Source organism: Roseateles sp., from assembly GCF_049240545.1.
GTDB lineage: Bacteria > Pseudomonadota > Gammaproteobacteria > Burkholderiales > Burkholderiaceae_C > Paucibacter_A.
Genome location: NZ_JBMLSK010000288.1, coordinates 1 through 21,944 on the forward strand (window position 1 = coordinate 1; position 21,944 = coordinate 21,944).

Annotated in this window: 16 protein-coding genes; 3 read left to right on the forward strand and 13 right to left on the reverse strand. The window is 62.3% G+C overall.

Annotated features, from left to right (window positions below):
- On the forward strand, window positions 1-482 hold a 482-nt coding region (locus tag ACOVRJ_RS18565), incomplete at its 5' end, for a methyl-accepting chemotaxis protein (protein ID WP_422045311.1).
- 175 nt (window positions 483-657) lie between these two features.
- Here the strand turns inward: ACOVRJ_RS18565 and ACOVRJ_RS18570 are convergent.
- Complete coding sequence (locus tag ACOVRJ_RS18570) at window positions 658-1,167, reverse strand: PEP-CTERM sorting domain-containing protein (protein WP_422045312.1); 510 nt, start codon at window positions 1,165-1,167, stop codon at window positions 658-660.
- Between the two features lie 41 nt (window positions 1,168-1,208).
- The gene (locus ACOVRJ_RS18575; RefSeq protein WP_422045313.1) at window positions 1,209-4,244 is read right to left on the reverse strand and encodes an ExeM/NucH family extracellular endonuclease; all 3,036 of its coding nucleotides are present in this window, start codon (window positions 4,242-4,244) and stop codon (window positions 1,209-1,211) included.
- A 488-nt stretch (window positions 4,245-4,732) separates the two neighbouring features.
- On the opposite strand from ACOVRJ_RS18575, the gene ACOVRJ_RS18580 reads away from it, so the two are divergent.
- Entirely contained in the window at window positions 4,733-6,490 is a 1,758-nt protein-coding gene (locus tag ACOVRJ_RS18580) for an ABC transporter transmembrane domain-containing protein (protein WP_422045314.1), read from the forward strand.
- Window positions 6,477-8,246 (forward strand): ABC transporter ATP-binding protein, encoded by a 1,770-nt coding sequence (locus ACOVRJ_RS18585; RefSeq protein ID WP_422045315.1) that lies wholly within the window; start codon window positions 6,477-6,479, stop codon window positions 8,244-8,246. Before ACOVRJ_RS18580 ends, ACOVRJ_RS18585 begins: the two co-directional genes overlap by 14 nt.
- A gap of 18 nt (window positions 8,247-8,264) precedes the next feature.
- On the opposite strand, the gene ACOVRJ_RS18590 is transcribed toward ACOVRJ_RS18585, so the two are convergent.
- From ACOVRJ_RS18590 to murD, 11 genes are all read right to left on the reverse strand, one after another.
- Window positions 8,265-8,450, reverse strand: a complete 186-nt coding sequence (locus ACOVRJ_RS18590) for a hypothetical protein (RefSeq protein WP_422045316.1) — start codon at window positions 8,448-8,450, stop codon at window positions 8,265-8,267.
- Between the two features lie 12 nt (window positions 8,451-8,462).
- Complete coding sequence (lpxC, locus tag ACOVRJ_RS18595; RefSeq protein WP_422045317.1) at window positions 8,463-9,398, reverse strand: UDP-3-O-acyl-N-acetylglucosamine deacetylase; 936 nt, start codon at window positions 9,396-9,398, stop codon at window positions 8,463-8,465.
- A gap of 5 nt (window positions 9,399-9,403) precedes the next feature.
- A complete protein-coding gene (locus ACOVRJ_RS18600) occupies window positions 9,404-11,512 on the reverse strand; it encodes a sensor histidine kinase (protein ID WP_422045318.1) in 2,109 nt (702 codons plus the stop codon).
- Between the two features lie 258 nt (window positions 11,513-11,770).
- Complete coding sequence (gene ftsZ / locus ACOVRJ_RS18605; protein ID WP_422045319.1) at window positions 11,771-13,021, reverse strand: cell division protein FtsZ; 1,251 nt, start codon at window positions 13,019-13,021, stop codon at window positions 11,771-11,773.
- Between the two features lie 196 nt (window positions 13,022-13,217).
- Entirely contained in the window at window positions 13,218-14,447 is a 1,230-nt protein-coding gene (ftsA, locus tag ACOVRJ_RS18610; protein WP_263537442.1) for a cell division protein FtsA, read from the reverse strand.
- 11 nt (window positions 14,448-14,458) lie between these two features.
- Entirely contained in the window at window positions 14,459-15,307 is an 849-nt protein-coding gene (locus ACOVRJ_RS18615; RefSeq protein ID WP_422045320.1) for a cell division protein FtsQ/DivIB, read from the reverse strand.
- A 13-nt stretch (window positions 15,308-15,320) separates the two neighbouring features.
- Window positions 15,321-16,316 carry a D-alanine--D-alanine ligase gene (locus ACOVRJ_RS18620; RefSeq protein WP_422045321.1) on the reverse strand — a complete coding sequence of 332 codons (996 nt, stop codon included), beginning with the start codon at window positions 16,314-16,316 and terminating at the stop codon, window positions 15,321-15,323.
- Window positions 16,313-17,719 (reverse strand): UDP-N-acetylmuramate--L-alanine ligase, encoded by a 1,407-nt coding sequence (gene murC, locus ACOVRJ_RS18625; RefSeq protein ID WP_422045322.1) that lies wholly within the window; start codon window positions 17,717-17,719, stop codon window positions 16,313-16,315. The genes ACOVRJ_RS18620 and murC overlap by 4 nt, the downstream gene beginning before the upstream one ends.
- Window positions 17,716-18,804 (reverse strand): undecaprenyldiphospho-muramoylpentapeptide beta-N-acetylglucosaminyltransferase, encoded by a 1,089-nt coding sequence (gene murG, locus ACOVRJ_RS18630; protein ID WP_422045323.1) that lies wholly within the window; start codon window positions 18,802-18,804, stop codon window positions 17,716-17,718. Before murG ends, murC begins: the two co-directional genes overlap by 4 nt.
- Window positions 18,801-20,075, reverse strand: coding sequence for a putative lipid II flippase FtsW (ftsW, locus tag ACOVRJ_RS18635; protein ID WP_422045324.1), 1,275 nt, complete (start codon window positions 20,073-20,075; stop codon window positions 18,801-18,803). The genes murG and ftsW overlap by 4 nt, the downstream gene beginning before the upstream one ends.
- Complete coding sequence (gene murD / locus ACOVRJ_RS18640; RefSeq protein ID WP_422045325.1) at window positions 20,072-21,940, reverse strand: UDP-N-acetylmuramoyl-L-alanine--D-glutamate ligase; 1,869 nt, start codon at window positions 21,938-21,940, stop codon at window positions 20,072-20,074. Before murD ends, ftsW begins: the two co-directional genes overlap by 4 nt.
- Window positions 21,941-21,944: the final 4 nt, after the last annotated feature.

Here is a 21,944-nt window from a genome sequence, read left to right on the forward strand (position 1 = left end):
CGCGCAAGATCGCCGACATCATCGGCGTCATCGACGGCATCGCCTTCCAGACCAATATCCTGGCCTTGAACGCCGCTGTGGAAGCCGCTCGAGCCGGCGAGCAGGGGCGCGGCTTTGCGGTGGTGGCCAGCGAGGTGCGCAGCCTGGCCGGGCGCTCGGCCGAAGCCGCGCGCGAGATCAAGGCCCTGATCGGTGCCTCGGTCGAGCGGGTCGAGTCCGGCACACGCTTGGTGGCCCATGCGGGCGGCACGATGGAGGAGCTGGTCGGCTCGGTCAAACGCGTCACCGACATCATCAGCGAAATCAGTGCCGCATCGATTGAGCAATCGGACAGCATCGTGAAGATGAACGCCACCATGGTGCAGCTGGACCAGATGACGCAACAAAACGCAGCCCTGGTGGAAGAAAGCGCCGCAGCCGCGGAGAGCTTGCAAGACCAAGCGGGCCGCATGGCGCAGGTGATTGGCGGCTTCAAGGTCTAAGCAAGGTCCTCGCCAAGCAAGGCCAGAGACACGGCCAGCGCCGAGATCGAAATCCAAGAAGAAAGTAGAAACGGCCAGCATGCGATTCTCAGCATGCTGGCCGTTAAGCCTTCTTGGTCAAGGCCTTAAAGAACGCCGTCCATAGAGCCCATCAGGGCTCTACCGTCCTGGCGGCTCAGGCTTGTTGGCGACGGCGGCGAACGATGGCGCCCACCGCAGCTAGGCCGGCCAGGCCCAGGGCCCAGCTTGAAGGCTCGGGCACGGCGCTCACGCTCAGTTCGCCCAGGCTGTCTTTGCCATTCAGACTGTAGTAAAAGCTCGAGACGCCAACACTGGACGCCAATTGCAGCTCGCCGCCGGCAAAGCTTCGCAAGGTTGCATCGGGGCCAATGAGTTGACCGGCTTCGAACTTTGCATATGCATCAATGGCTTGCGAGAGTTCACGGGACTGGCCGAGAAAACTCAGGTTCAAGCTGCTCAATGCCACCGCACCATCGCCACCATTGAGTGCCGCCACGGCGGCATCCGAGAAACTGAAACTCACCGTCAGGGTCTCGCCCAGCAGGCTGGGGGCTTGATCGCTGAAATAGACCTGACCGCTAAAGGTGTAGGTCGCGGCGCTGGCCACTTGCGCACCCAGAGCCAGGCCCAGAGCCAAGGCGAGCGTTTTGAAATTGAAGTTCATGATCTTGTTTACTTTCAAAAATATCAGGAGTGACGCTTCACTCAAAATTTGTAGTTAGCCGAGCTGAGCTTGTCGCAGCTCAGGCCCTTCAACTGAACCAAGGGACGGCTGCGGATCAGCGAACCGGCGCCGGTCGGATTGATGCCAATGACGGCCGCACCGCTGATGTTGTTGCATACCACATGGCCCGAAGCCAGGGGGTCGCCGCTGACAATGCTCAGGCTGCGCATCAGTCTGCTCAGGTCCAGCAAGTCGTCGGCCGGAGTGAAGTCGGTGATGACATCGCCGGCGTCGATCATGCTGTTGTAGACGAACTGGTCGCGGCCCTTGCCGCCGGTCAACGTGTCGGCACCGGCGCCGCCCTCGATGAGGTCGTCACCTTCGGTGCCATTGATCACATCCCGACCGGGCGTGCCCTTGAGCTGCTTGTACAGGTTCAGGCCGATCAGCGTCGGATCGTGGTCCGAGGACTTGAAGGCGTTGGGCTGGAAGTGATCAACCGTTTTGAACTCGGTGTTGTAGTCGATCACGGTCGGCTCGTCGGCATTGATGTGCCAAGACGTCGCGTAGCTGACCTTGGAAGCGAGGGACGCGGTGCCGAAGGCATGATCCAGACGACCGGCGAAGCCGTCGAACACATAGGAGTAATGATCAGGGTCGAACTTGCCCACCAAGTCAACAATGGCGCCGTCTGAGGTCAGCTCGTGGATCGGGTCTTCTTGCGCGTAGGCATTGAAGTCGCCCAGCAAGAAGACATCTTGCGTGCCCGCTGCGGCCTGAATCTGGCTGACAAAGGCGCGCAGACGCTGGGATTGCTCGGTGCGACGCGCGTTGTAGCAGCCCTGCAGATCGCCCTTGTCGGCATCGGCACCGCCCGCACCACTGCAGCCCTTGGACTTGAAGTGGTTGACCGCGATTGCGAAGCGCTCACCGTTCGGGGCCTGGAAGCCTTGAGCGTAAGTGGGGCGATTGTTGATCGGGTCGGTGTCCGACAAGGTCGCGCCAATCAGCTTGAGCTTGGCCGGCTTGTAGATCGCGGCCACGCGGATGGCGTCGTCGCCGGTGTCGGCCGGCAGCGGTGCGGCCGCATAAGTACCTGCGCCCATGGCGGTGTTCAAGCCATCGACCAGGTTTTGCAGCGCCACATTGCCGTTGTTCTGGATCTCCATCAAAGCGACCACATCGGCGTTCATCGTGCGCAGCGAGGCGACGATCTTGTCGCGCTGACGGTTGAACTCGTTCAGAGTGTTCGCACCGCGGCAATTGTTGGCCGCCGTGGCGCCGCCCAGGCTGCAACCTTGGCCCGTCTTGCCATCGGCTGTTTGGCCATTGGTGAAGGTGGTGAAGTAGTTCAGCACATTGGCACTGGCGATGCGCACATTGCCACCCACGGCCGGAGCCGTGGTCGGACGCGGATTGCTGCGCGCGAACACCGGCTTGCCGACCGGTTGCAGGCGGTACATGAAGGCACCGGTGGTGGTGGTGTTGCTGGTGGCCGGGCCGTAGTCGACCACGCCGGTCAGCGACTCGATGGTGTCACCCGCACGCACCGTCAGGTCTTCACCCAAGAAGGGCACGGGGTTGGGATTCTGGGTCGAGTTGTTGTCGTCCAGAATGATGGCGCGGGCCAAGTTGGCTTGGGCCAAGGCTTGAGCATCGGGGCCGGGGCGCATGATGTTGGTCGGGTTCAACAGACGTCCACCGGCTGCCACGGTCATCTGACCGAAGCGACCCAAGAAGTAGTTCTGCTGCACCATCACCGGGCCGGTCAGCTTGACCAGCATGCCTTCATAAGCCTCCAGCGCGCCGGGGGCGAGCTTGCTCAAGTCGACTTCAATCGGGCTGATCGCATTGCCGCTGCTGACCACGCTCAGGCCGCTGACGTTCTTCAGCTGGGTGATCGAGCTCTTGCCGGAGGCAAACTCGGTGACCTGGGCGCTCAGGCGGACTTCTTGGCCGAGGCTGACGGTGGGGGCCGTGCTGGTGAAGACGAAGACGCCGTCCGAGGTGGCGGCATTGCCATCACCCAAACGATCTTGCATGTAGAAGCCGGTCGGGCTCAGGTAGGTGACGATGCCGCCGGTGCTGACGGTGGCGCCGTCCATCGGGCTCTTGTCGCCGCTGCCTTGGATGCTGTAGACGGGCATGAAGCCGGAGGCCATCACCTTGATGGTGCAGCTGGCGGTTTGCGCTTCGTTATTGGCCCAGTTCAGGTTCAGGTTGTAGCTGCCACCCGCCACGCTGCTGGCGACTTCAATCTCTTGGGTGGCCACACCACCGTCGGCGGTGGCGGCGGTGAAGGTACCCAGGGTGAAGGCCGCAGGCCAGCTACCGCTGATGGCGGCGGCATTGACGATGCTGTCCGCGTCGCTGGCCGTCACGCTGAAGCGTCCGCCGCTGCCGGCGGTGACGGTCGCATCCGAGCAGACCGGCACGATGGGTTTGTCCAGCGGAGGCGGTGTCACGCCGCCGCAGACATTGAACGGTGAGGCCGAGTTACGCGGGGCCGGCACTGCGGCGGCGAAATCGGCTTGGTTTTGATCAGTGTCGGTGCAGCCACCGTCCTTGCGGAACACGGCCATGCTGTTCGACGGCGCAGGTGTCGGGCCAGCGCCTTCAGAGGGGCTTGCGCCAACGCCAAAGGCCACCAAATCCAACACGGAGGCAACCTGGGCATTGGCCACAGCGGCGGTGACCGTGGCCAGCACCACCTTGCCGGCGGTACCGCTCATGGTGATGGCGCCGGTCGCATCAGGCGTAGGCAAGCTGACGCTGCCCCCAGTGCCGGCGGCCTGCTGCACCAGGAAATACTGACCCGGCTGCAGCGTCACGTCGGGTAATGCGGTGACGCCCGTAAAGGTGCCGGCATTCGTCGCGCTCGAATATTGAACGCTCCAGCCCTTGAGGCTGACGGGTGCGGCACCGCGATTGAATAACTCGATGAAATCGTTCTTCAGCGTGGCGCCGTTATTGCCGCCACCGCCATAGACCTGGCTGATGACGACATCGCTTGCCGCGAACACGGCCGGCGCTGCAAAAGCTGCAGCCAACAGGCTGACAAGAGTTTTCAGTTTCATTCTGATTCCCAAAAAATGGAGTTTGAGATCCCGTGACAGGACGGGCTTTGCTGAACACCGGACCAGTCGGCAAGCTGCGTTTGGTGGGTGGCAAACGTTTGCACCTCCCCACTATCGCCTTGCTCTGCGACCCGTTGAGGCAAATGCTAGCGACAAAATGTGACAGCTTGAGCCACCGCATTCACGGGGGGCAGATTCAGAAAAAACTAAGCTAGCGTGGTTTACAGGGGTTTACCCATGAGCCATAAGGATCATTTCTGTATTTTTGATTCAATGTGGAACAGATTGCCGTGATACTCATTTCAGGCTCAGGCAGCAAAACTCCATGAATTCGGGAAAACACCTAATTCAAAACTGCACAAAACAAAAGGGGCCTAGTCAGCACCAAGCTCAGCCTTCAACGCCGCGGAAGAACTGGCCTTGGCCCCCACCTAGAATCAGGTCATCCCCCAACCGGCTGACCCCAAGCCGCCCTCCCTTTCTGCCCCATGACCCTGAATCAGATGCTTGTCGGCTTCGTGCGCCGGCATTGGCAGGCCTATGCCGCCGCCGCTGTCATGCTGGCCAGCATTGCGCTGCTGACGGTGTGGATTCCTCGCCAGGTCGGGCATGTGGTGGATGGGCTGATCGCCGGCTCTTTGCGCGATCAGGCGCTGCTGAAGGAGCTCGGGCTTCTGGTCCTCTGCGGTTTGGCGATTTACCTCTTGCGTGTCGGTTGGCGACTGGCGCTGTTTGCCGCCGCCTATCGCCTCGGGCAACAGCTGCGCACCCAGCTCTACCTGCGCTTGACGCTGCAGGGGCCGGTGTTCTTTCAGGACAAACGCAGCGGCGACCTGATGGCGCTGGCCACCAATGACATCGACGCGGTGGAAATGGCTGCCGGTGAGGCCTTGCTGGCCGCCTTTGACGGCTCGCTGACCTTGCTGCTGGTGCTGGGCATGATGACGCTGGGGGTCGACTGGCGGCTCGGCTTGGCGGCACTGATTCCCTTCCCCTTCATGGCCTTCGCCTTCTGGCGCATCTCCAACCAGGTGCATCTGGCCTGGCAGAGCTCGCTGTCGCGCTTTTCCACCCTGAACCAGCATGCCCAAGAAGGCTTGGCGGGTGTCCGAACGCTGCGGGCCTTGGGCCTGGTGCCGCGCAACACCCGTCAATTCAGCGAGTTAGCGGACAGCGCCGGCGAAGCCAGCTACCGCGCACAACGCTGGGAAGCGGCCTTCGAACCTGCCGTGGGCATGACCCTGAGCGCGGCCACAACCATTGCGCTGGGGCTGGGGGGCTGGCTGGTGGCGCGCGAAGAACTCAGCATCGGCCAATTGACCGCCTTCACCATGTACTTAGGCCAGCTGATCTGGCCGATGTTTGCGGCCGGCTGGGTGCTGTCCTTGTTGGAGCGCGGCCGGGCCGCCTGGGATCGCCTTGCACCGGTCTTGGATGCCCCTCTCACGCTGCAAGACAGCGGCAGCCTGCCCCTGCCTGAGCACGCGGTCGTGGCTTTTGATCAAGTCAGCTTCCAATACCCACAAACCGAACGCCCGGCCCTGGAGGGCATCACGCTGCAACTTCAGCCGGGTCAGACCCTGGGCCTGGTCGGCCCGACGGGCGCGGGCAAGTCAAGCATCTTGCGGCTGCTGCTTCGGCAGTTCGAACCGCAGACCGGCCGCGTCTCGATAGGCGGTCAGGCCTTGCCGGACTTGAACTTGCAAGCCTTGCGCCTCGGCCTGGCCTGGGTCCCGCAGGAGCCGTTTCTGTTCTCCGCCTCGATTGCCGAGAACATCGCCTTGGCCAAGCCCAACGCCAGCGCCGCAGAGATCCAAGCGGCGGCCGAGATGGCCGCCGTGCACGAGGACATCCTGCGCCTGCCCGCCGGCTATGCCACCGAGATTGGTGAGCGCGGCGTCACCCTGTCGGGCGGCCAACGCCAGCGCGTGGCTATTGCCCGCGCACTCTTGTCCGACGCGCCGCTGCTCTTGCTTGATGATGCGCTGTCGGCGGTGGACACCGGCACCGAGACCCAGATCCTTGATCATCTGCGCGAGCTGCGCCGCAGCCGGCCGGAGCGCAGCAGCCTGATCGTCAGCCACCGACTCAGCGCGGTGATGGAGGCCGACCACATCATCGTCATCCAGCACGGCCGCATCACCGAGCAAGGCACACACGCCGAGCTGCTGGCCCTGGAAAGCGGCTGGTATGCCGCCCAATGGCGCTATCAACAACTGGAGGCCAGCATCGATGCCGAACTCTGAGGATCAAGACCTGCAAGCCAAGGAGCGGCCCTGGGACTCGGTCGGCTTGCTGATGCAAGCAGCCGCACCCGAGAAGCCGACCCTGCTGCGGGGCGTGTTCTGGCTGCTGCTGGCTGCGGGCATTGAAGCCCTCGGACCAATCCTGAGCAAGCACTTCATCGACACCTATTTGCAACCGCGTCAGTTTGACGTTCAGGCCATGGGCGCGCTGCTGTTGGCGCTCTTGCTGAGCGGCTGGATCTCCAGCTGGATTCGCTTTGCGCAGCTCTCCCGCATGGCCGGTGTGGCACGGCGCTCGGTGCTGCGTTTGCGCGAGCAGGTTTATGCCCATGTGCTCGCACTGCCCATGGCTTACTTTGACAAAGCCATCACCGGTCAGCTGGTCAGTCGCGTTACGAATGACAGCGAAGCGGTCAACACCTTGTACCGGCAAGTGCTCTACGTGATGCTGGACTCCAGCATCGTGGTGATTGGCTCCTTGATCGCGATGGCTTGGCTGGACTGGCGGCTGATGCTGATCGTGGCCATGTTGGTGCCGGCCATGTTTTTGATCATCGCGCTGTACCAACGGCTGAGCGCCCCTGCGGTGGCGCGCGCCCGCCAGCTGCGCAGCGAGATCAACGCCCAAATGGCCGAAAGCATGGCCGGCATGGCGATGCTGCAGGCCGCAGGCGCAGCCCCGCGTTTCGCGCAACGCTTTGGGCGCACCAATGGCGACCATCTGAAGGCCCGCGTGGCCGAACTCGGCGCCAATGCCTGGCTCTTGCGGCCCGCCTTGGATCTGCTCAATGTGCTGCTGCTGGTGACGGTCATCTACGGCTTTGGCCAGCGTGATCTGTCAGGCGTGGAGGTGGGACTCTTGTTCGCCTTCCTCAGCTATATCGCCCGAGTGGTCGAGCCCTTGATTCAGATCACCCTTCAGTTTGGTCAGTTGCAACAGTCGATGATTGCGGCCTCGCGCGTGCGCAGCCTGCTGCAAGAAACCGCCCCGGTCCTTGAAACGCAGCCCGGCTTGGCGATCACGCAAGGCCATATCCAGATCGAGCAACTCGGCTTTGGCTACGACGAACACAAACGCGTGCTCAAGGCCTTGAACCTCGACATTCCGGCCGGGCAGTTCGTCGGTATCGTTGGCCACACCGGCAGCGGCAAGTCGACCTTGCTGTCCTTGCTGCTGCGCTTTTACCGCGCCCAAGAAGGCAGCATCCGCATCGATGGTCGTGCGCTGGCCAGCCTGCCGGATGAGGCTTTCCGAGCCGCTGTCGGCCTGGTGCCGCAAGAGCCCTATCTGATGGCCGCCAGCGCCAGGGAGAACATCGCCATGGGCCGCGCCATCAGCCTGGATGAGATTCGCGCCGCCGCACGCGCAGCGCGCATCGACGATTTCCTGTCCGAGCTGCCGCAGGGTTATGACACCCTGCTCGGCGAAGGCGGTGCGCGGGTCTCCACCGGGCAGAAGCAGTTGATCGCGATGGCACGGGCCTTGGCAGGTTCCCCACGCATCCTGTTTCTGGACGAAGCCACGGCCAGTATCGACAGCGCCACCGAGCAAGTGGTCAGCGAAGCACTACAAGCGCTGCGAGGCCAGGTGACCATCGTGGCAATTGCGCACCGGTTGTCCACCATCCGCGAGGCCGATCAGATCATTGTGCTGAACCATGGCCACTTGAGCGAAAGCGGCCGGCATGAAGAGTTGATGCAGATCGAGCACGGCATCTACCAAAGACTGGTGGCCTTGCAAGCGCTGGAGACTTGAGCCCCAGCACGATGCCGATCAAAGCATCCTTGCCAGCCGTTCCAAAATCAAGACGGCGAAAAAGCCCAGCCCCGCCAGCACGGTCCATTTGATGATGACCAGGCCGCGGTGGCGCCAGACCACTTGGCCGGTGCCGATGTAAAGGGCAAAGCAGAGAATGCCGGCAAACAGCAGCAGCCCCACCACCAAACGAAAGATCAACATGCGCTCGCTCCCTTACCAAGCCGGCGCGAGTTGCGCGAAACCGGCCGGCGCATCGGCTTCGTCTTCGAAGCTGACAATCTCATAGGCAGACTCGTCGGCCAGCAAGGCCTTCAAGAGCTTGTTGTTGAGCGCGTGGCCGCCTTTGAACGAGGTGTAAGCCGCCAGCAGCGGATAGCCGGCCACCTGCATATCGCCGATGGCATCCAAGATCTTGTGTTTGACAAACTCATCGTCATAACGCAATCCATCAGCGTTCAAGACCCGGTAGTCGTCCACCACGATGGCGTTGTCCATCGAGCCCCCCAGCGTCAGGCCGCGCGAGCGCATCAGCTCGATGTCGCTGGTCATGCCAAAGGTGCGGGCTCTGGCAATCTCGCGCTTGTACTGGCCGCTGCCCATGTCAAAGACATATTGCTGACCGGTGGCCGAGACGGCCGGGTTGTCAAACTCGATTTCGAAGCTCAGGGTGTAGCCATGGTGCGGCGCCAGCTTGGCCCACATCAGGCGCTTGCCTTCGCCTTGGCGCACTTCCACCGTCTTTTTCACGCGCAAGAACTTCTTCGCGGCTTTTTGCAACTCGATGCCGGCGCTTTGCAAGAGATAGACAAAGCTGGCGGCCGAGCCGTCAAGAATCGGCACCTCATCGGCATTGATGTCGACGTAGAGATTGTCCAAGCCAAGCCCCGCGCAGGCCGATAGCAAATGCTCGATCGTCTGGACCTTGGGCCCGCCGGGATCCCCGCCGGGGCTGACCGTGGTCGCCATCCGGGTGTCGCAGACGGTGTCCGCGCGCACCGGAATCTCGACCGGCGTGTTCAGGTCGACACGGCGGAAGACGATGCCGGTGTTGGCCGCTGCCGGGCGCAAGGTGAGTTCCACGCGCTGGCCGCTGTGGATGCCCACACCCACTGCCTTGGTCAATGACTTGAGAGTTCTTTGTTGCAACATAGGCTTCAAATTGTCCTTGAATCGGCAGCAGTTTGCTGGCCTGGGGTTGCTGTGCGCGTCACCGGCAAACGCAGACTCAGGCGCGTGCCATGCCCGGGGGACGAGTCAATGCGCACCTCGCCCCCCAAACGCTGGGCACGCCGCTGCTGGCTTTTCAAGCCGCGCCCCCGTTGTGCCGTGGCCAGATCAAATCCGTCGCCATCGTCTTCAACGCGAATCTCGACATAGCGCCCATGATTGCGCGTCACCATGCGCACACGGGTGGCCCGCGCATGCTTGAGCACATTGCTGAGCGCCTCTTGCATCAATCGCAGCACATGCAGGGCATCAGGCGGCTCCAGCCACTCCAACATGGGCAAGTCCTGCACATCCCACTCCAGCATCAAACCGCCCGCTTGCAGACGCTTGCCCAAGCGATAGCGCATGGTGGCCAGCAAGGCGACCAAGTCATGCGCGACCGGCTCCAAGGAATCGATGACCAGACGCAAGTCATCGACGCATTCACGCAGCACCTCGACCACCTTGTCTTGATCCATGCTGCCTTGCTCGACGGCGACCATGGCCGACAGCAGGGATGAACCCAGCCCGTCGTGCATGTCTTGCATCAGCCGCTGGCGTTCGGTCAGCAAGGACTGCTGACGCTCGGCTTCCCGCAAACGCTGGTGCTGGGCCTGCAGGTCTTGGCTTTGCTGCAAAAGCTGCTCAGACAAGTCGTTCTTGAGCAGGTTCAGGTCTTGCAATGCCCCCAGATAGCGACGCCGCAAGATGAACAAAAAGCTCAAGGCGGAGATCAGGGCGGCGTAAGGCAACAAGGGGATGCGCTCGGGCCAAGCCCAGCCGGCTGCGATGAGCCCATCATGAAGAAGCAAGAGCGCAGCAGCCAAAGTGCTCAGGGCCACAGCGGCCAAGTCCCGCACGGATCGGGGCCGATCGGCTGCCACCTCCACGGTCTTGGACTGGCGGGCCTGGTAGGCCTGAAAGACCAGGACAGCCACGCCCAACGTCAGCAATCCTGCCACCGAAGCCTGAGCCAAGGCCTGCAAACCGGGTGCCGACAGCGCGCGAGGCCACCAGGGCAGACCTGCCACGCTGAGCAACAGCACCGAGCCCGTCATGGCGCTTTCAAACCAGGGAACACGCCGCCCCGCACTACGCGAAGCGAGCAAGAACATCAGCAAGAAAACGCAGGACATGGCGGCCTGCGTCATCCAGTCAGACCAGTCTTGGCCGGCGGCCGTGCGCGGCGAGTCCTGGTAACTCTGCAGATTGTGAAGAAACCAAGCGCCCAGCAGCAGGGCAAACAAAAGATGGACCGGCTCGGCACGCTGCCGCCACCACAGAGAGAAGGCGAACAGCCCCAAAACCAGCAAGGTCACGCCCAGGGCCTGAGGAATCCCGGTCTGCACAAACCATCTGCGCTGCTGCAGGGCCTTCAGGTCTTCATAACTGCCCAGCCAGATGGTAGACACCGCGTACGAAGCCTGCATCTGCACTGGAACGGCCAAGACCCATTCCAGCTCCTGGGCTCCAAGCGTCGAATCCTTCGGAACAGACACGAGCCAAGGTCGCCCGGTCTGCTGCTGAACGCCGGACTGTGGGTCAAACACGGGCAACCAGCCCGCGTCGCTTCGCACCAAGACGGCGGCAGGCAGGGACAGCAAACGCGGCAGGTAGAGAGCGAGGTTGCGAGCGTCGCTGTTGTCTTGCAAGGCGCGCAGCCGGTACCAACGCATCTGGTACTCCGCCGGGATCGAAGCCCCTTCTCCGGCATCGCTCGCTTTCGGCAGAAGCGACGGCTTCGCGGCCGCCACATCAGGCAAGACCACCGCTGACCAAGCATCGGGTGCGTCAGGCGGCAGCAGATGGGCGGGCAAGTGCTCGTTCAGAGGCCCCACGGGCCGAGGGACTAAGGCACCGGAGCCCAGACCACGCAGGGCCTTGTGCCAGGCTTCCCAATCGGCCCGACTCCAATTGCTCACCGCCAACTCAGCCGCGAAGCCACGCACGCCCACCGTCTTGGGCACGACCGACGCAGCGCCCTGCACCGCGGGCAAAGGCTGGGCATGAGCTGCAATGCTGGTCGCCGCAAGCGCGAAGAAGGCGATGAATGCCAAGCAGCACACCCTGACGCACGAGGACGCAAAGGCTCTCACCGCGGCGCGTGCGGCCCTGGCTACGTCGATTCTTGCATCGGCCTCCATCATGCGCACAAAGCCTCCCAGCCTGCCCTTAACTTATTGAGCCCACAGCATGCCACAGCACGCTTGAACCCTGGATGAGCGCCCGAGTCCCGAAACGACAAGGCCCACGGCGAAGAGCAGAACTCCTTGCCGTGGGCCTTGTCCATATGGCTGGCCATACGGCCAGCGCGATCAGTCCGCCTGTTTGCGCAGGAATGCGGGGATCTCGATCTCGTCCATGCCGTTCGAAGACAGGGCTTCAACCTTGGCTGCAGCGGTGCGGCCGTGACGCCACACGCTGGGCACGCTCATGCCGGCGAAGTCATTGCCGCCGCCGACTTGGGCTGCGCCCATGCCGCCAGCGCCTTGAGCCACATGGCCACCCATGCTCACGGCTTGCGTCAGCACCGGCATATTGTCGGTACCGGTGCGCAGCTGAACTTGCGGCTGCACCACGGTCAGCGGCGGCTGCTGCTGCACGCGGGCACGCTGCGAAGACAGGCCGGTCGCGATCACGGTCACACGCAAGGTGTCGCCCAGGCTTTCGTCGTAGGCCGTGCCGTAGATGATGTGCGCGTCTTCCGCTGCATAACGCTTGACGGCGTTCATCGCATTGCGGCTTTCGGCCAGCTTGAAGGTGCTGCGGTTCGCCGCGATCAACACCAGCACGCCACGCGCGCCGGACAGATCGATGCCCTCCAGCAGCGGGCAAGCGACAGCCGCTTCGGCGGCCTTGGTGGCGCGATCCGGGCCGCTGGCCACGGCCGTGCCCATCATGGCCTTGCCGGGTTCGCTCATCACGGTCTTGACGTCTTCAAAGTCGACGTTCACCAGGCCGGGCATGTGGATGATGTCCGAGATGCCGCCCACGGCGTTCTTCAGCACATCATTGGCGTGCGCGAACGCTTGATCCTGGGTCACATCGTCACCCAGCACGTCGAGCAGCTTGTCGTTCAAAACGACGATCAGCGAGTCGACATTGGCTTCCAACTCGGCCAGACCGGCATCAGCCGCCTTGGAGCGACGACCGCCTTCAAACTCGAAAGGCTTGGTCACCACGCCCACGGTCAAGATGCCCATTTCTTTGGCCACGCGAGCGATCACCGGCGCAGCGCCGGTGCCGGTGCCGCCGCCCATGCCGGCGGTAATGAACAGCATGTGCGCGCCTTGGATGGACTCGCGAATGCGTGCCTCAGCCTCTTCGGCGGCCAACTTGCCCATTTCAGGCTTGGCGCCAGCGCCCAGACCGGAAGTGCCCAGCTGCAGCAGCTGATCTGCCTTCGAGCGATTGAGCGCCTGAGCGTCGGTGTTGGCGCAGATGAACTCCACGCCCTGAACGCCTTGAGCAATCATGTGCTCCACCGCGTTGCCACCACCACCGCCCACGCCAATCACCTTGATCTGGGTGCCTTGGTCAAACTCTTCAATCATTTCGATTGGCATATTCAATTCTCCTTACCCAATTGTGCCGCCGACAAGCGTTAAAAAATACAGGGATGACCCTCTTTTTTTACTGAAGCCGCCTTTTTCAGACATTTATTTGGCCCGACCTTGCAAGCAAAGGTAAGAAACTCACTCGCTTGGCCAGTTGTCTGCTTTTTTTGGCGCCCTGGCCTGGCTTCAAAGCCAGGGCTGCTTATTAAAAGTTGCCCAAGAACCAATCCTTGGCGCGACCGAACATGGTCTTCATCGAACCGGCCTGCTGGGCCGCCTTCAAACCCCGGGTGCGCGACAGGCTGGCCTCTTCCAACAAACCCATCACGGTGGCCGAACGAGGATTGGCGACCATATCGGACAGGCCGCCGCCATAGGTTGGGTTGCCGCGCCGAACAGGTTTCAGGAATATGTCTTCGGCCAACTCGACCATACCCGGCATGACCGCCGAACCACCGGTCAAAACAATCCCCGATGACAGCAATTCCTCATACCCGCTTTCGCGAATAACTTGGTGCACCAGCGAGAATATCTCCTCGACTCTAGGTTCAATAACGCCCGCAAGTGCTTGTTTTGAAAGCATTCTCGGCGCGCGATCCCCCAATCCAGGTACTTCCACCTGGTCCGCCGGGTCAGCCAGCATTTGCTTGGCGACACCGTGCTCGACCTTGATTTCTTCCGCATCCTTGGTCGGCGTGCGCAAGGCCATTGCAATATCGCTGGTGATCAAGTCACCAGCGATGGGGATAACGGCAGTATGGCGAATCGAACCGCCGGTAAAGATCGCCACATCGGTGGTGCCGGCGCCGATATCGACCAGGGCGACGCCCAGGTCACGCTCATCGGCGGTCAGGGCGGCCAAGCTCGAAGCGCTGGAGTTCAAAACCAGCTGATCCACTTCCAAACCGCAGCGGCGCACGCATTTGACAATGTTTTCGGCAGCACTTTGGGCGCCTGTGACAATATGAACCTTGACCTCGAGACGGCCGCCGCTCATACCGATGGGCTCTTTCACCTCATGGCCGTCGATCACAAATTCCTGCGGCTCGACCAATAAGAGTCGCTGGTCGTTCGGGATATTGATGGCTTTGGCGGTTTCAACCACCCGCGCCACATCGACCGGCGTGACCTCTTTGTCGCGAACAATCACCATGCCGGTGGAGTTCTGGCCGCGAATATGGCTGCCGGTGATGCCGGTATAGACCCGGGATATCTTGCAGTCGGCCATCATTTCGGCCTCTTTCAAGGCCTGCTGAATCGACTGCACCGTGGCGTCGATATTGACCACCACGCCGCGCTTCAAGCCATTCGATGAAGCGACGCCTAAACCCGCAATACGTAATTCACCATTGCCGAGTACCTCGGCGACCACCGCCATGATCTTGGCGGTGCCGATATCCAAGCCGACGACCAGATCTTTGTATTCCTTGGCCATGTAGTTTGCCCTTAGTTTCTTTTCGTTTGGCCATTGCGGCCAGGTTTCACCGGATTCGGCGTGGTTGAAATGCCGCTCAGACGCACCGCAAAACCATCGGCGTGGCGCAGATCGGCCGACAGCAAGGGAGCGCCATTGAAGGAAGTCACTTGGGTGATGGAACGGACAAACTGACCATATCGGGCCAGGATTTCAGCCTCGCTGCCGCGGCCAAGCTCGATCACCGCCCCACGTTCCAAAGCCAAGCGCCAGGAACCGCGGCCCGACAGATCGAGTCGTTCCACCTTGTCGTCCAAACCGCGACTCAGCGCTTGCAGGCCCTGCCACATCTGCAACATGGCAGCCGCGGCACCCGAGGGGCCGGCCAGAACCGGCAGGTCCTCGTCTTCGACATCGCCCAAATTGGCTTGAAACACCTCGCCAAAGCTGTTCACCAAGAGGCGCTCAACGCTGGCATCGCTTTGCGCGTCGGCACCTTCGAGCTTGGTTTCCCAGTAGGCCGCCGGATCATGCTCTTCCAGCTTGACCCGCAACTTGCGCGGCCACACTTTTTGAACCACCGCACGGCGCACCCAAGGCACAGCCTCGAAAGCCTCCTGCCCATCCTGCAGGCTCATGCTCAAAAATGAGCCCGAGAGATTCGGTAGAGCATTGGCGCGCAAAGAAGCGGCGCTGTTGCGGCTGACTTCACCTTCCACCTGAATCGCCTGAATCGCAAAAATCGGCTGACGCACGACCCAGCGTGCTGCCAAGCCAAGCGCGAACACCACCACGGCCGCCACCAAGAGCGCCGACACCGCATTCATCAGGCGGACGTCGGGCGGCACGGAGATCGGGCTGGGTTGACGGGCGGCGCGCATCATGGGCTCTGGTTCAGGCTTGCGCGGGCCGCATGGGCTTGGGTTGACCATCCAAACGTGCCTGAGAAAGCAGCCACAAGCACAGCTGCTCATAGCTCAGTCCGGCCGCCTTGGCCGCAACCGGCACCAAAGAGTGCGAGGTCATGCCGGGCGAGGTGTTCATTTCCAGCAGGAAAGGCTTGCCATCGCTCTTGCGCAGCATCACATCGGCGCGGCCCCAGCCGCGGCAACCCAGCGAGCGGTAGGAGCGCAAGACCAGATCACGAATCTCCGCTTCCAGCTCTGGGCTCAGGCTGCCGGTGAGGTAACGCGTTGTGTTGGTGAAGTATTTGTTCTGGTAGTCGTAGTTGCCACCCTCGGCTTCGATCACGATCACCGGCAGGGCGAAAGCAGCGTCGCCCTCCCCCAGCACCGGGCAGCTCATTTCTGGGCCGTCGATGAACTCTTCGCAGAGGATTTCATCGTCGTACTGAGCGGCCAGGTTCACCGCATCCAAGATTTCGGAGTAGCCCTGCACCTTGCTGATGCCAATGGTCGAGCCCTCATGCGGCGGCTTCACGATCACCGGCAGACCCAGATCATCGGGAATCGCCATGCAGCGCTCGCGGCTGATGTCGGCCTTGTTCAGCTTCACATAACACGGTGTCGACAAGCCATCGGCCAGCCACAAGCGCTTAGTCATGATCTTGTCCATGGCGATGCTGGAGGCCATCACGCCGGAGCCGGTGTAAGGAATGCCCAGCAGCTCCAAGGCGCCTTGCACCGTGCCGTCTTCGCCGTAGCGGCCGTGCAACGCAATGAAGCAGCGATCAAAGCCTTCCGCCTTGAGCTCGTGCAGACCACGCTCAGACGGGTCAAAGGCATGGGCATCCACGCCTTGCGAGCGCAGCGCCGCCAACACACCGGGGCCGGACATGGTCAACGAGACTTCGCGCTCGGCCGACGCGCCACCCATCAGCACGGCCACTTTGCCGAGCGACTTGGGATCGATATTCAGATCCAGATTCATGACTGGACTTCCTTCATAAGCAGGGTCTTGGTTTGTGCCGGCACGGCACCGATGGAGCCTGCGCCCATCACGATCACAACGTCGCCATCGCGCGAAGCCGAGGCAATCGCCTGCGGCAGCGTTGCCACGTCTTCAATGAATTGCAGGCTGGAGAAGCCCTGAGCTTGCAAGGCGGCTTGCAAAGCGCGGCCATCCGCACCAGCGATCACGCCTTCGCCGGCGGCATAGACCTCGGTCAGCAGCACCGCATCAAAGCCGGCGATCACGCGCACGAACTCGGCGAAGCAATCGCGCGTGCGGGTGTAACGGTGCGGCTGGAAGGCCAGCACCAGGCGCCGACCCGGGAAGGCTCCGCGTGCGGCTGCCAGCACGGCGCCCATTTCAACCGGGTGATGGCCATAGTCATCCACCAGACTGAACTCGCCGCCGCCTTGCGCAGGCAGTTCGCCATAACGCTGAAAGCGCCGACCCACACCGCCAAACTTGGCCAGCGCCGCCTGCACCGGCCCGTCGGCCAGCTCCAATTCATCGGCCACCGCAATCGCGGCCAGTGCATTCAAGACGTTATGCCGACCGGCCAAATTCAAAGTCACCGGCAGATCGACATGACCTTTGCGCTGCACGGTGAACTGCATGCCACCGCCGGGCAGCGCATGCATATTCACGGCGCGCAGGTCCAGTCCTTCATCAAAGCCATAAGTGACCACCGGCCGCGACAGCAGCGGCAAGATGGAACGCACACCCGCATCGTCGGCGCACAAAATGGCTGCGCCATAAAACGGCATGCGATGCAGAAACTCGACAAAGGCCAGCTTCAAACGCGCGAAGTCGTGGCCATAGGTGTCCATATGGTCGGCGTCGATATTGGTGACGACCGACACCATGGGCAGCAGCTTCAGGAAGGAGGCATCCGATTCATCCGCCTCCACCACGATGAACTCACCGCGGCCCAGGCGCGAGTTGGCGCCGGCGCTGGCCAGCTTGCCACCGATCACAAAGCTGGGGTCCAGACCGGCTTCAATCAAGACATCGGTCACCAGCGAGGTGGTGGTGGTCTTGCCATGGGTGCCGGCGATGGCAATGCCTTTTTGCTGACGCATCAACTCGGCCAGCATGACGGCTCGCTGCACCACTGGCAGATGACGCGCGCGCGCGGCCAAGACCTCGGGGTTGTCGGCCCGCACGGCGGTGGAAGTGACCACCACCTGGGCATCGCCCAAATGCTCGGCCGCATGGCCGATGTGCACGGTCAGGCCCAGGCTGGCCAGGCGCTGCAAAGTGGCGCTGTCGGACTGATCCGAACCCGAGACCCGGTAGCCCTGGGCTTGCAGAATCTCGGCAATGCCGCTCATGCCGGCGCCGCCGATGCCCACGAAGTGAATGCGTTGCAAAGCGTGTTTCATTGGGCGGCACTCATTTTTTCAATTTCATCGGCCACCTTGGAGGCAGCGCGGGGACGAGCCAGGCTACGCGCCTTCTCGGCCATGCTCAGCAGCGATTCACGGTCCATGCTCTTGAGCAGTTGATAGAGCCCTTCGGCCGACAGATCTTCTTGCGGCAGATGAACGGCCGCACCATGCTGGGCCATGAAGCGGGCGTTGTCGCGCTGATGCGAGGTGGTTTTGACCACCAGCGGTACCAGCACGGCGGGAACGCCTGCAGCGCAGATTTCGCTCACCGTCACCGCGCCGGCGCGGCACAGGATCAAGTCGGCCTGCGCCAATTGCGCGGCCATATCGTCGATAAAGGGCAAGACGGTCACCCCCTCGACCAAACCCGCCGCCTTGTAAGCGGACTGCACCACCGGCAAATTGGCTTGACCGGTTTGGTGGATCACGACAGGGCGGCTGTCTTGCGGCCACTGGGCCAAGGCCTTGGGCAAGACTTCATTGATGGCACGCGCGCCCAGAGAGCCGCCCACCACCAAGACGCGCAAAGGGCCGCTGCGGCCAGCAAAACGCTCGGCCGGCGGTGCCAGGTTCTCGATCTCGCTGCGCACCGGGTTGCCGGTGACCACCGACTTGGTGGTCGATGCTGCCGCCGCGCCATCAAATCCAAAAGCAATCTTCTGCGCAAAAGGCTTCAGGCTCTTATTGCTCAACAGCATGGCGGCATCGGCGTTCACCAACATCAGCGGTTTGCGCATCAGCCAGGCCATCAAGCCACCGGGGAAGCAGACATAGCCGCCCATGCCCAGCACCGCATCGGCGCTGCGCGTGCCGTAGACCGAACGGCTCTGCACAAAAGCCTGCACCAGCTTGAAGACACCCTTGACGCTGTGCATCAGGCCCTTGCCGCGCAAGCCAGCAAAAGCCAAGCGGTCCAAGGGGATGCCGGTCGGCGGCACCAGCTTGTTCTCCATGCCCTGCTCGGTGCCCATCCAGCTGACGGACCAACCGCGACGCTTCATTTCTTCTGCCACCGCCAGGCCGGGAATGATGTGACCGCCGGTGCCGGCGGCCATGATGACGAGGTGCTTCGTGCTCATGCGCGGCCTCCTCGCATAAGTTGTCGATTCTCAATATCAATCCTCAGGACGATGGCGAGGGCGATGCAGTTCATCAGAATCGCCGATCCTCCAAAGCTCATCAAAGGCAAGGTCAGACCCTTGGTCGGCAGCGCGCCCAGGTTCACGCCCATATTGATGAAGGCCTGACCACCCACCCAGATGCCGATGCCTTGCGCATAAAGACCGGCGAAAACCCGGTCCAACGCCACCGCTTGGCGCCCGATATGAAACAGACGGCGCGACAACCAGAAGAAGGCAATGATGACCAAGGCCACGCCGACGAAACCGAGTTCCTCGCCAATCACGGCCAACAAGAAGTCGGTGTGCGCCTCAGGCAGGTAGTGCAGCTTTTCAACGCTGGAGCCGAGGCCCTGGCCGAACCATTCGCCGCGTCCCAGCGCAATCAGCGAATGGGTCAATTGATAGGCCTTGCCCTGGGCGTACTTTTCATCCCAGGGGTTCAGGTAGGCAAAGATGCGCTCACGTCGGAACTCACTGAAGGTGATCATCAAAACGAAAGCACCAACCAGCACCGCCACGATCAAGAAGAACATGCGGCCATTGACACCACCCAGGAACAAGATGCCCATGGCGATGGCCGCGATCACCATGAAGGCCCCCATATCCGGCTGGGCCAGCAAGAGCACGCCAATGATGGCCAGCGACACGGCCATGGGCCAAACCGCCTGGACGAAGTTCTCCTTCACATCCATCTTGCGCACCATATAGCTGGCCGCGTACATGGCCATGCCCATCTTGGCGAGTTCAGAGGGCTGAAAATTCATCACGCGCAGATCAAGCCAACGGCGTGCGCCATACACAACCTTGCCGATGCCTGGAATCAAGACCAGGATCAACAACACCAAGGACACCACAAAGACCCAAGGCGCGACACGCTCCCAAGTGGCCACCGGCACCTGCAAGGTCAGGATCGCCGCCACCAAGGCAAACACGATGGCCACCATATGGCGGGTCAAGAAATGCGTCGGTGCGTAGCGGGCGAAGCGCGGGTTGTCGGGCATTGCGATCGATGCCGAATACACCATCAACAAGCCCAGTGCAATCAAGGACAGGACCACCCAAACCAGGGTTTGATCGAAGCCTTGAATGCGTGTCGGCTGGCCAGCCGAGGGCGACACCCAGTCGCGCACCGGCACATCAGCGGATTCACTCTTGCGGCGCCCGACCCAGGCACCAAGGCGCTCGCCCAAGCCTTTGAACGTTGACAGGATTCCGCTGGGAGCACTCATGCCGCCAGCCCTCCGTCTTGCGCCATTTGTTGAACGGCGTTCACAAACACTTCGGCCCGGTGGCCGTAGTTGCGGAACATATCGAGGCTGGCGCAGGCCGGGCTCAACAAAACGGTGTCGCCGCTTTGCGCTTGCGTTTGGCACCAAGCGGTGGCGGCTTCCAGCGTGTCGTGCGCCTGCATGGGCACGCCGCAATCGGCCAAAGCGGCGGCAATCTGCGCGCCATCACGGCCGATCAAGGCCACGGCACGCGCATGGCGAGCCACGCCGGCTGCCAGCGGGCTGAAGTCCTGGCCCTTGCCGTCGCCACCTAAAATCAAGACCAGCTTGGCCGGTGCGCGGTCCGCGCCCAGACCGCTGATGGCCGCCACCGTGGCGCCCACATTCGTGCCCTTGGAGTCATCGACGTAATCGACGCCGTCAATGCTCATCACATGCTCGACGCGGTGCGGCTCGCCGCGGTACTCGCGCAAACCATGCAACATCGGCGCCAAAGCGCAGCCGGCCGCGCTGGCCAGGGCCAAAGCAGCCAGTGCATTGGCGGCGTTATGGCGGCCACGCACCCGCAGCGCGTCGGCGGGCATCAAGCGCTGCAGAGTGATCTCTTCTTCGTCTTCACCCTTTTTGCGCTTCAGCGTTTCGTCTTGCTCACGAGCGCGCACCAACCAGGCCATGCCGGCTTCTTGCACCAGGCCAAAGTCGCCGGGCCGGTCCGGAGCGTCCAAACCAAAGCGGCTGACGCGGCGGCTCACCGACTTGGCCGCGCGGCCGCGCCCTTGCTTGACCATCACCGCGGCGGGCACCATGCCCTCCACCACCGGGTCATCGCGGTTGATGACCATCAGCGCCTGCTCTCCAAAGATCTCCGCCTTGGCGCGCACATAGGCCGGCATATCGCCATGCCAGTCCAGATGGTCTTGCGTGATATTCAGAACGGCGGCGGCGGTGGGCTCGAAACCCTTCACGCCCTCCAGTTGGAAGCTCGACAGTTCCAGCACCCAGACCTCGGGCAGATGCTCAAACACTGGACCCTTGGGCGGTGGTGGCTTGATCGGCAGCGGCGCTTCGTCCAGCAGCGCATCAACCATTTCCATCGTGGTCGTGGCTGCTGTAGCGACCTCGGTCGCAAGTTCCGCCGGTTCTTCAGCAGGAACTTTTGCGGGCAATTCAGCAGCGGCTTCAAGCAAGTCGGGGGCTGAAGCTGATTCAGGCACAGGCAGTTCCGCCGACTCAGGCGCCACTTCGGCCGCCACTTCGGCTTCAGCAACTGCCGGCGCAGGCTCCAAATCCAAGGCCTGGCTCAAGGTCGTCAGCATGCTTGGCCCGATATTGCCGGCCATCACCACCCGCTTGCCAGCGCGCTCGACCAAGAGGCCGGTCATGCAAGTGGTGGTGGTCTTGCCATTGGTGCCGGTAATGGCCAGCACGGCGGGGGCATAGCCGCGCTCCAGTTTCAGCTCGGCCAAGGCCTGAGCAAACAGGTCCAGCTCGCCTTGCACCGGCACGCCGGTCTGCCGCGCCAGAGTCAACACCGGCAGCAGACGCGCATCCAAAGGCGACAAGCCGGGGCTCTTCAAAACCAGATGCACGCCGGTCAAGGCCGACTCGGGCAACTCGCCGTGGATGAAACTCGCCTCGGGCAGATCCGATTGCAGGCGCGCCAATTGAGGCGGCTGTGCGCGCGAGTCCCAGACCGTCACTTGCGCGCCATAACGCATCACCCAGGCAGCCATCGCCAGACCCGAATCGCCCAGGCCCAGCACCAGCACCCGGCGGCCGGCAAAACTGGCCCCCACGCCCTGACGCGGCTCAGCCTGCGACTGCGCGACTTCAGCGGCGGCGTCCGTGGTGGTGGGCAAGTTCATCATC

What these genes read in the sequence shown, in the direction of transcription:
- ftsZ (WP_422045319.1), bottom strand. Translation starts at nt 13,021, where the DNA reads ATGCCAATCGAAATGATTGAAGAGTTTGACCAAGGCACCCAGATCAAG.
- ACOVRJ_RS18590 (WP_422045316.1), bottom strand. Translation starts at nt 8,450, where the DNA reads ATGTTGATCTTTCGTTTGGTGGTGGGGCTGCTGCTGTTTGCCGGCATT.
- ACOVRJ_RS18580 (WP_422045314.1), top strand. Translation starts at nt 4,733, where the DNA reads ATGACCCTGAATCAGATGCTTGTCGGCTTCGTGCGCCGGCATTGGCAG.
- murG (WP_422045323.1), bottom strand. Translation starts at nt 18,804, where the DNA reads ATGAGCACGAAGCACCTCGTCATCATGGCCGCCGGCACCGGCGGTCAC.
- ACOVRJ_RS18575 (WP_422045313.1), bottom strand. Translation starts at nt 4,244, where the DNA reads ATGAAACTGAAAACTCTTGTCAGCCTGTTGGCTGCAGCTTTTGCAGCG.
- ACOVRJ_RS18615 (WP_422045320.1), bottom strand. Translation starts at nt 15,307, where the DNA reads ATGCGCGCCGCCCGTCAACCCAGCCCGATCTCCGTGCCGCCCGACGTC.
- ftsA (WP_263537442.1), bottom strand. Translation starts at nt 14,447, where the DNA reads ATGGCCAAGGAATACAAAGATCTGGTCGTCGGCTTGGATATCGGCACC.
- ACOVRJ_RS18620 (WP_422045321.1), bottom strand. Translation starts at nt 16,316, where the DNA reads ATGAATCTGGATCTGAATATCGATCCCAAGTCGCTCGGCAAAGTGGCC.
- murD (WP_422045325.1), bottom strand. Translation starts at nt 21,940, where the DNA reads ATGAACTTGCCCACCACCACGGACGCCGCCGCTGAAGTCGCGCAGTCG.
- ACOVRJ_RS18570 (WP_422045312.1), bottom strand. Translation starts at nt 1,167, where the DNA reads ATGAACTTCAATTTCAAAACGCTCGCCTTGGCTCTGGGCCTGGCTCTG.
- ACOVRJ_RS18585 (WP_422045315.1), top strand. Translation starts at nt 6,477, where the DNA reads ATGCCGAACTCTGAGGATCAAGACCTGCAAGCCAAGGAGCGGCCCTGG.
- ftsW (WP_422045324.1), bottom strand. Translation starts at nt 20,075, where the DNA reads ATGAGTGCTCCCAGCGGAATCCTGTCAACGTTCAAAGGCTTGGGCGAG.
- lpxC (WP_422045317.1), bottom strand. Translation starts at nt 9,398, where the DNA reads ATGTTGCAACAAAGAACTCTCAAGTCATTGACCAAGGCAGTGGGTGTG.
- murC (WP_422045322.1), bottom strand. Translation starts at nt 17,719, where the DNA reads ATGAAACACGCTTTGCAACGCATTCACTTCGTGGGCATCGGCGGCGCC.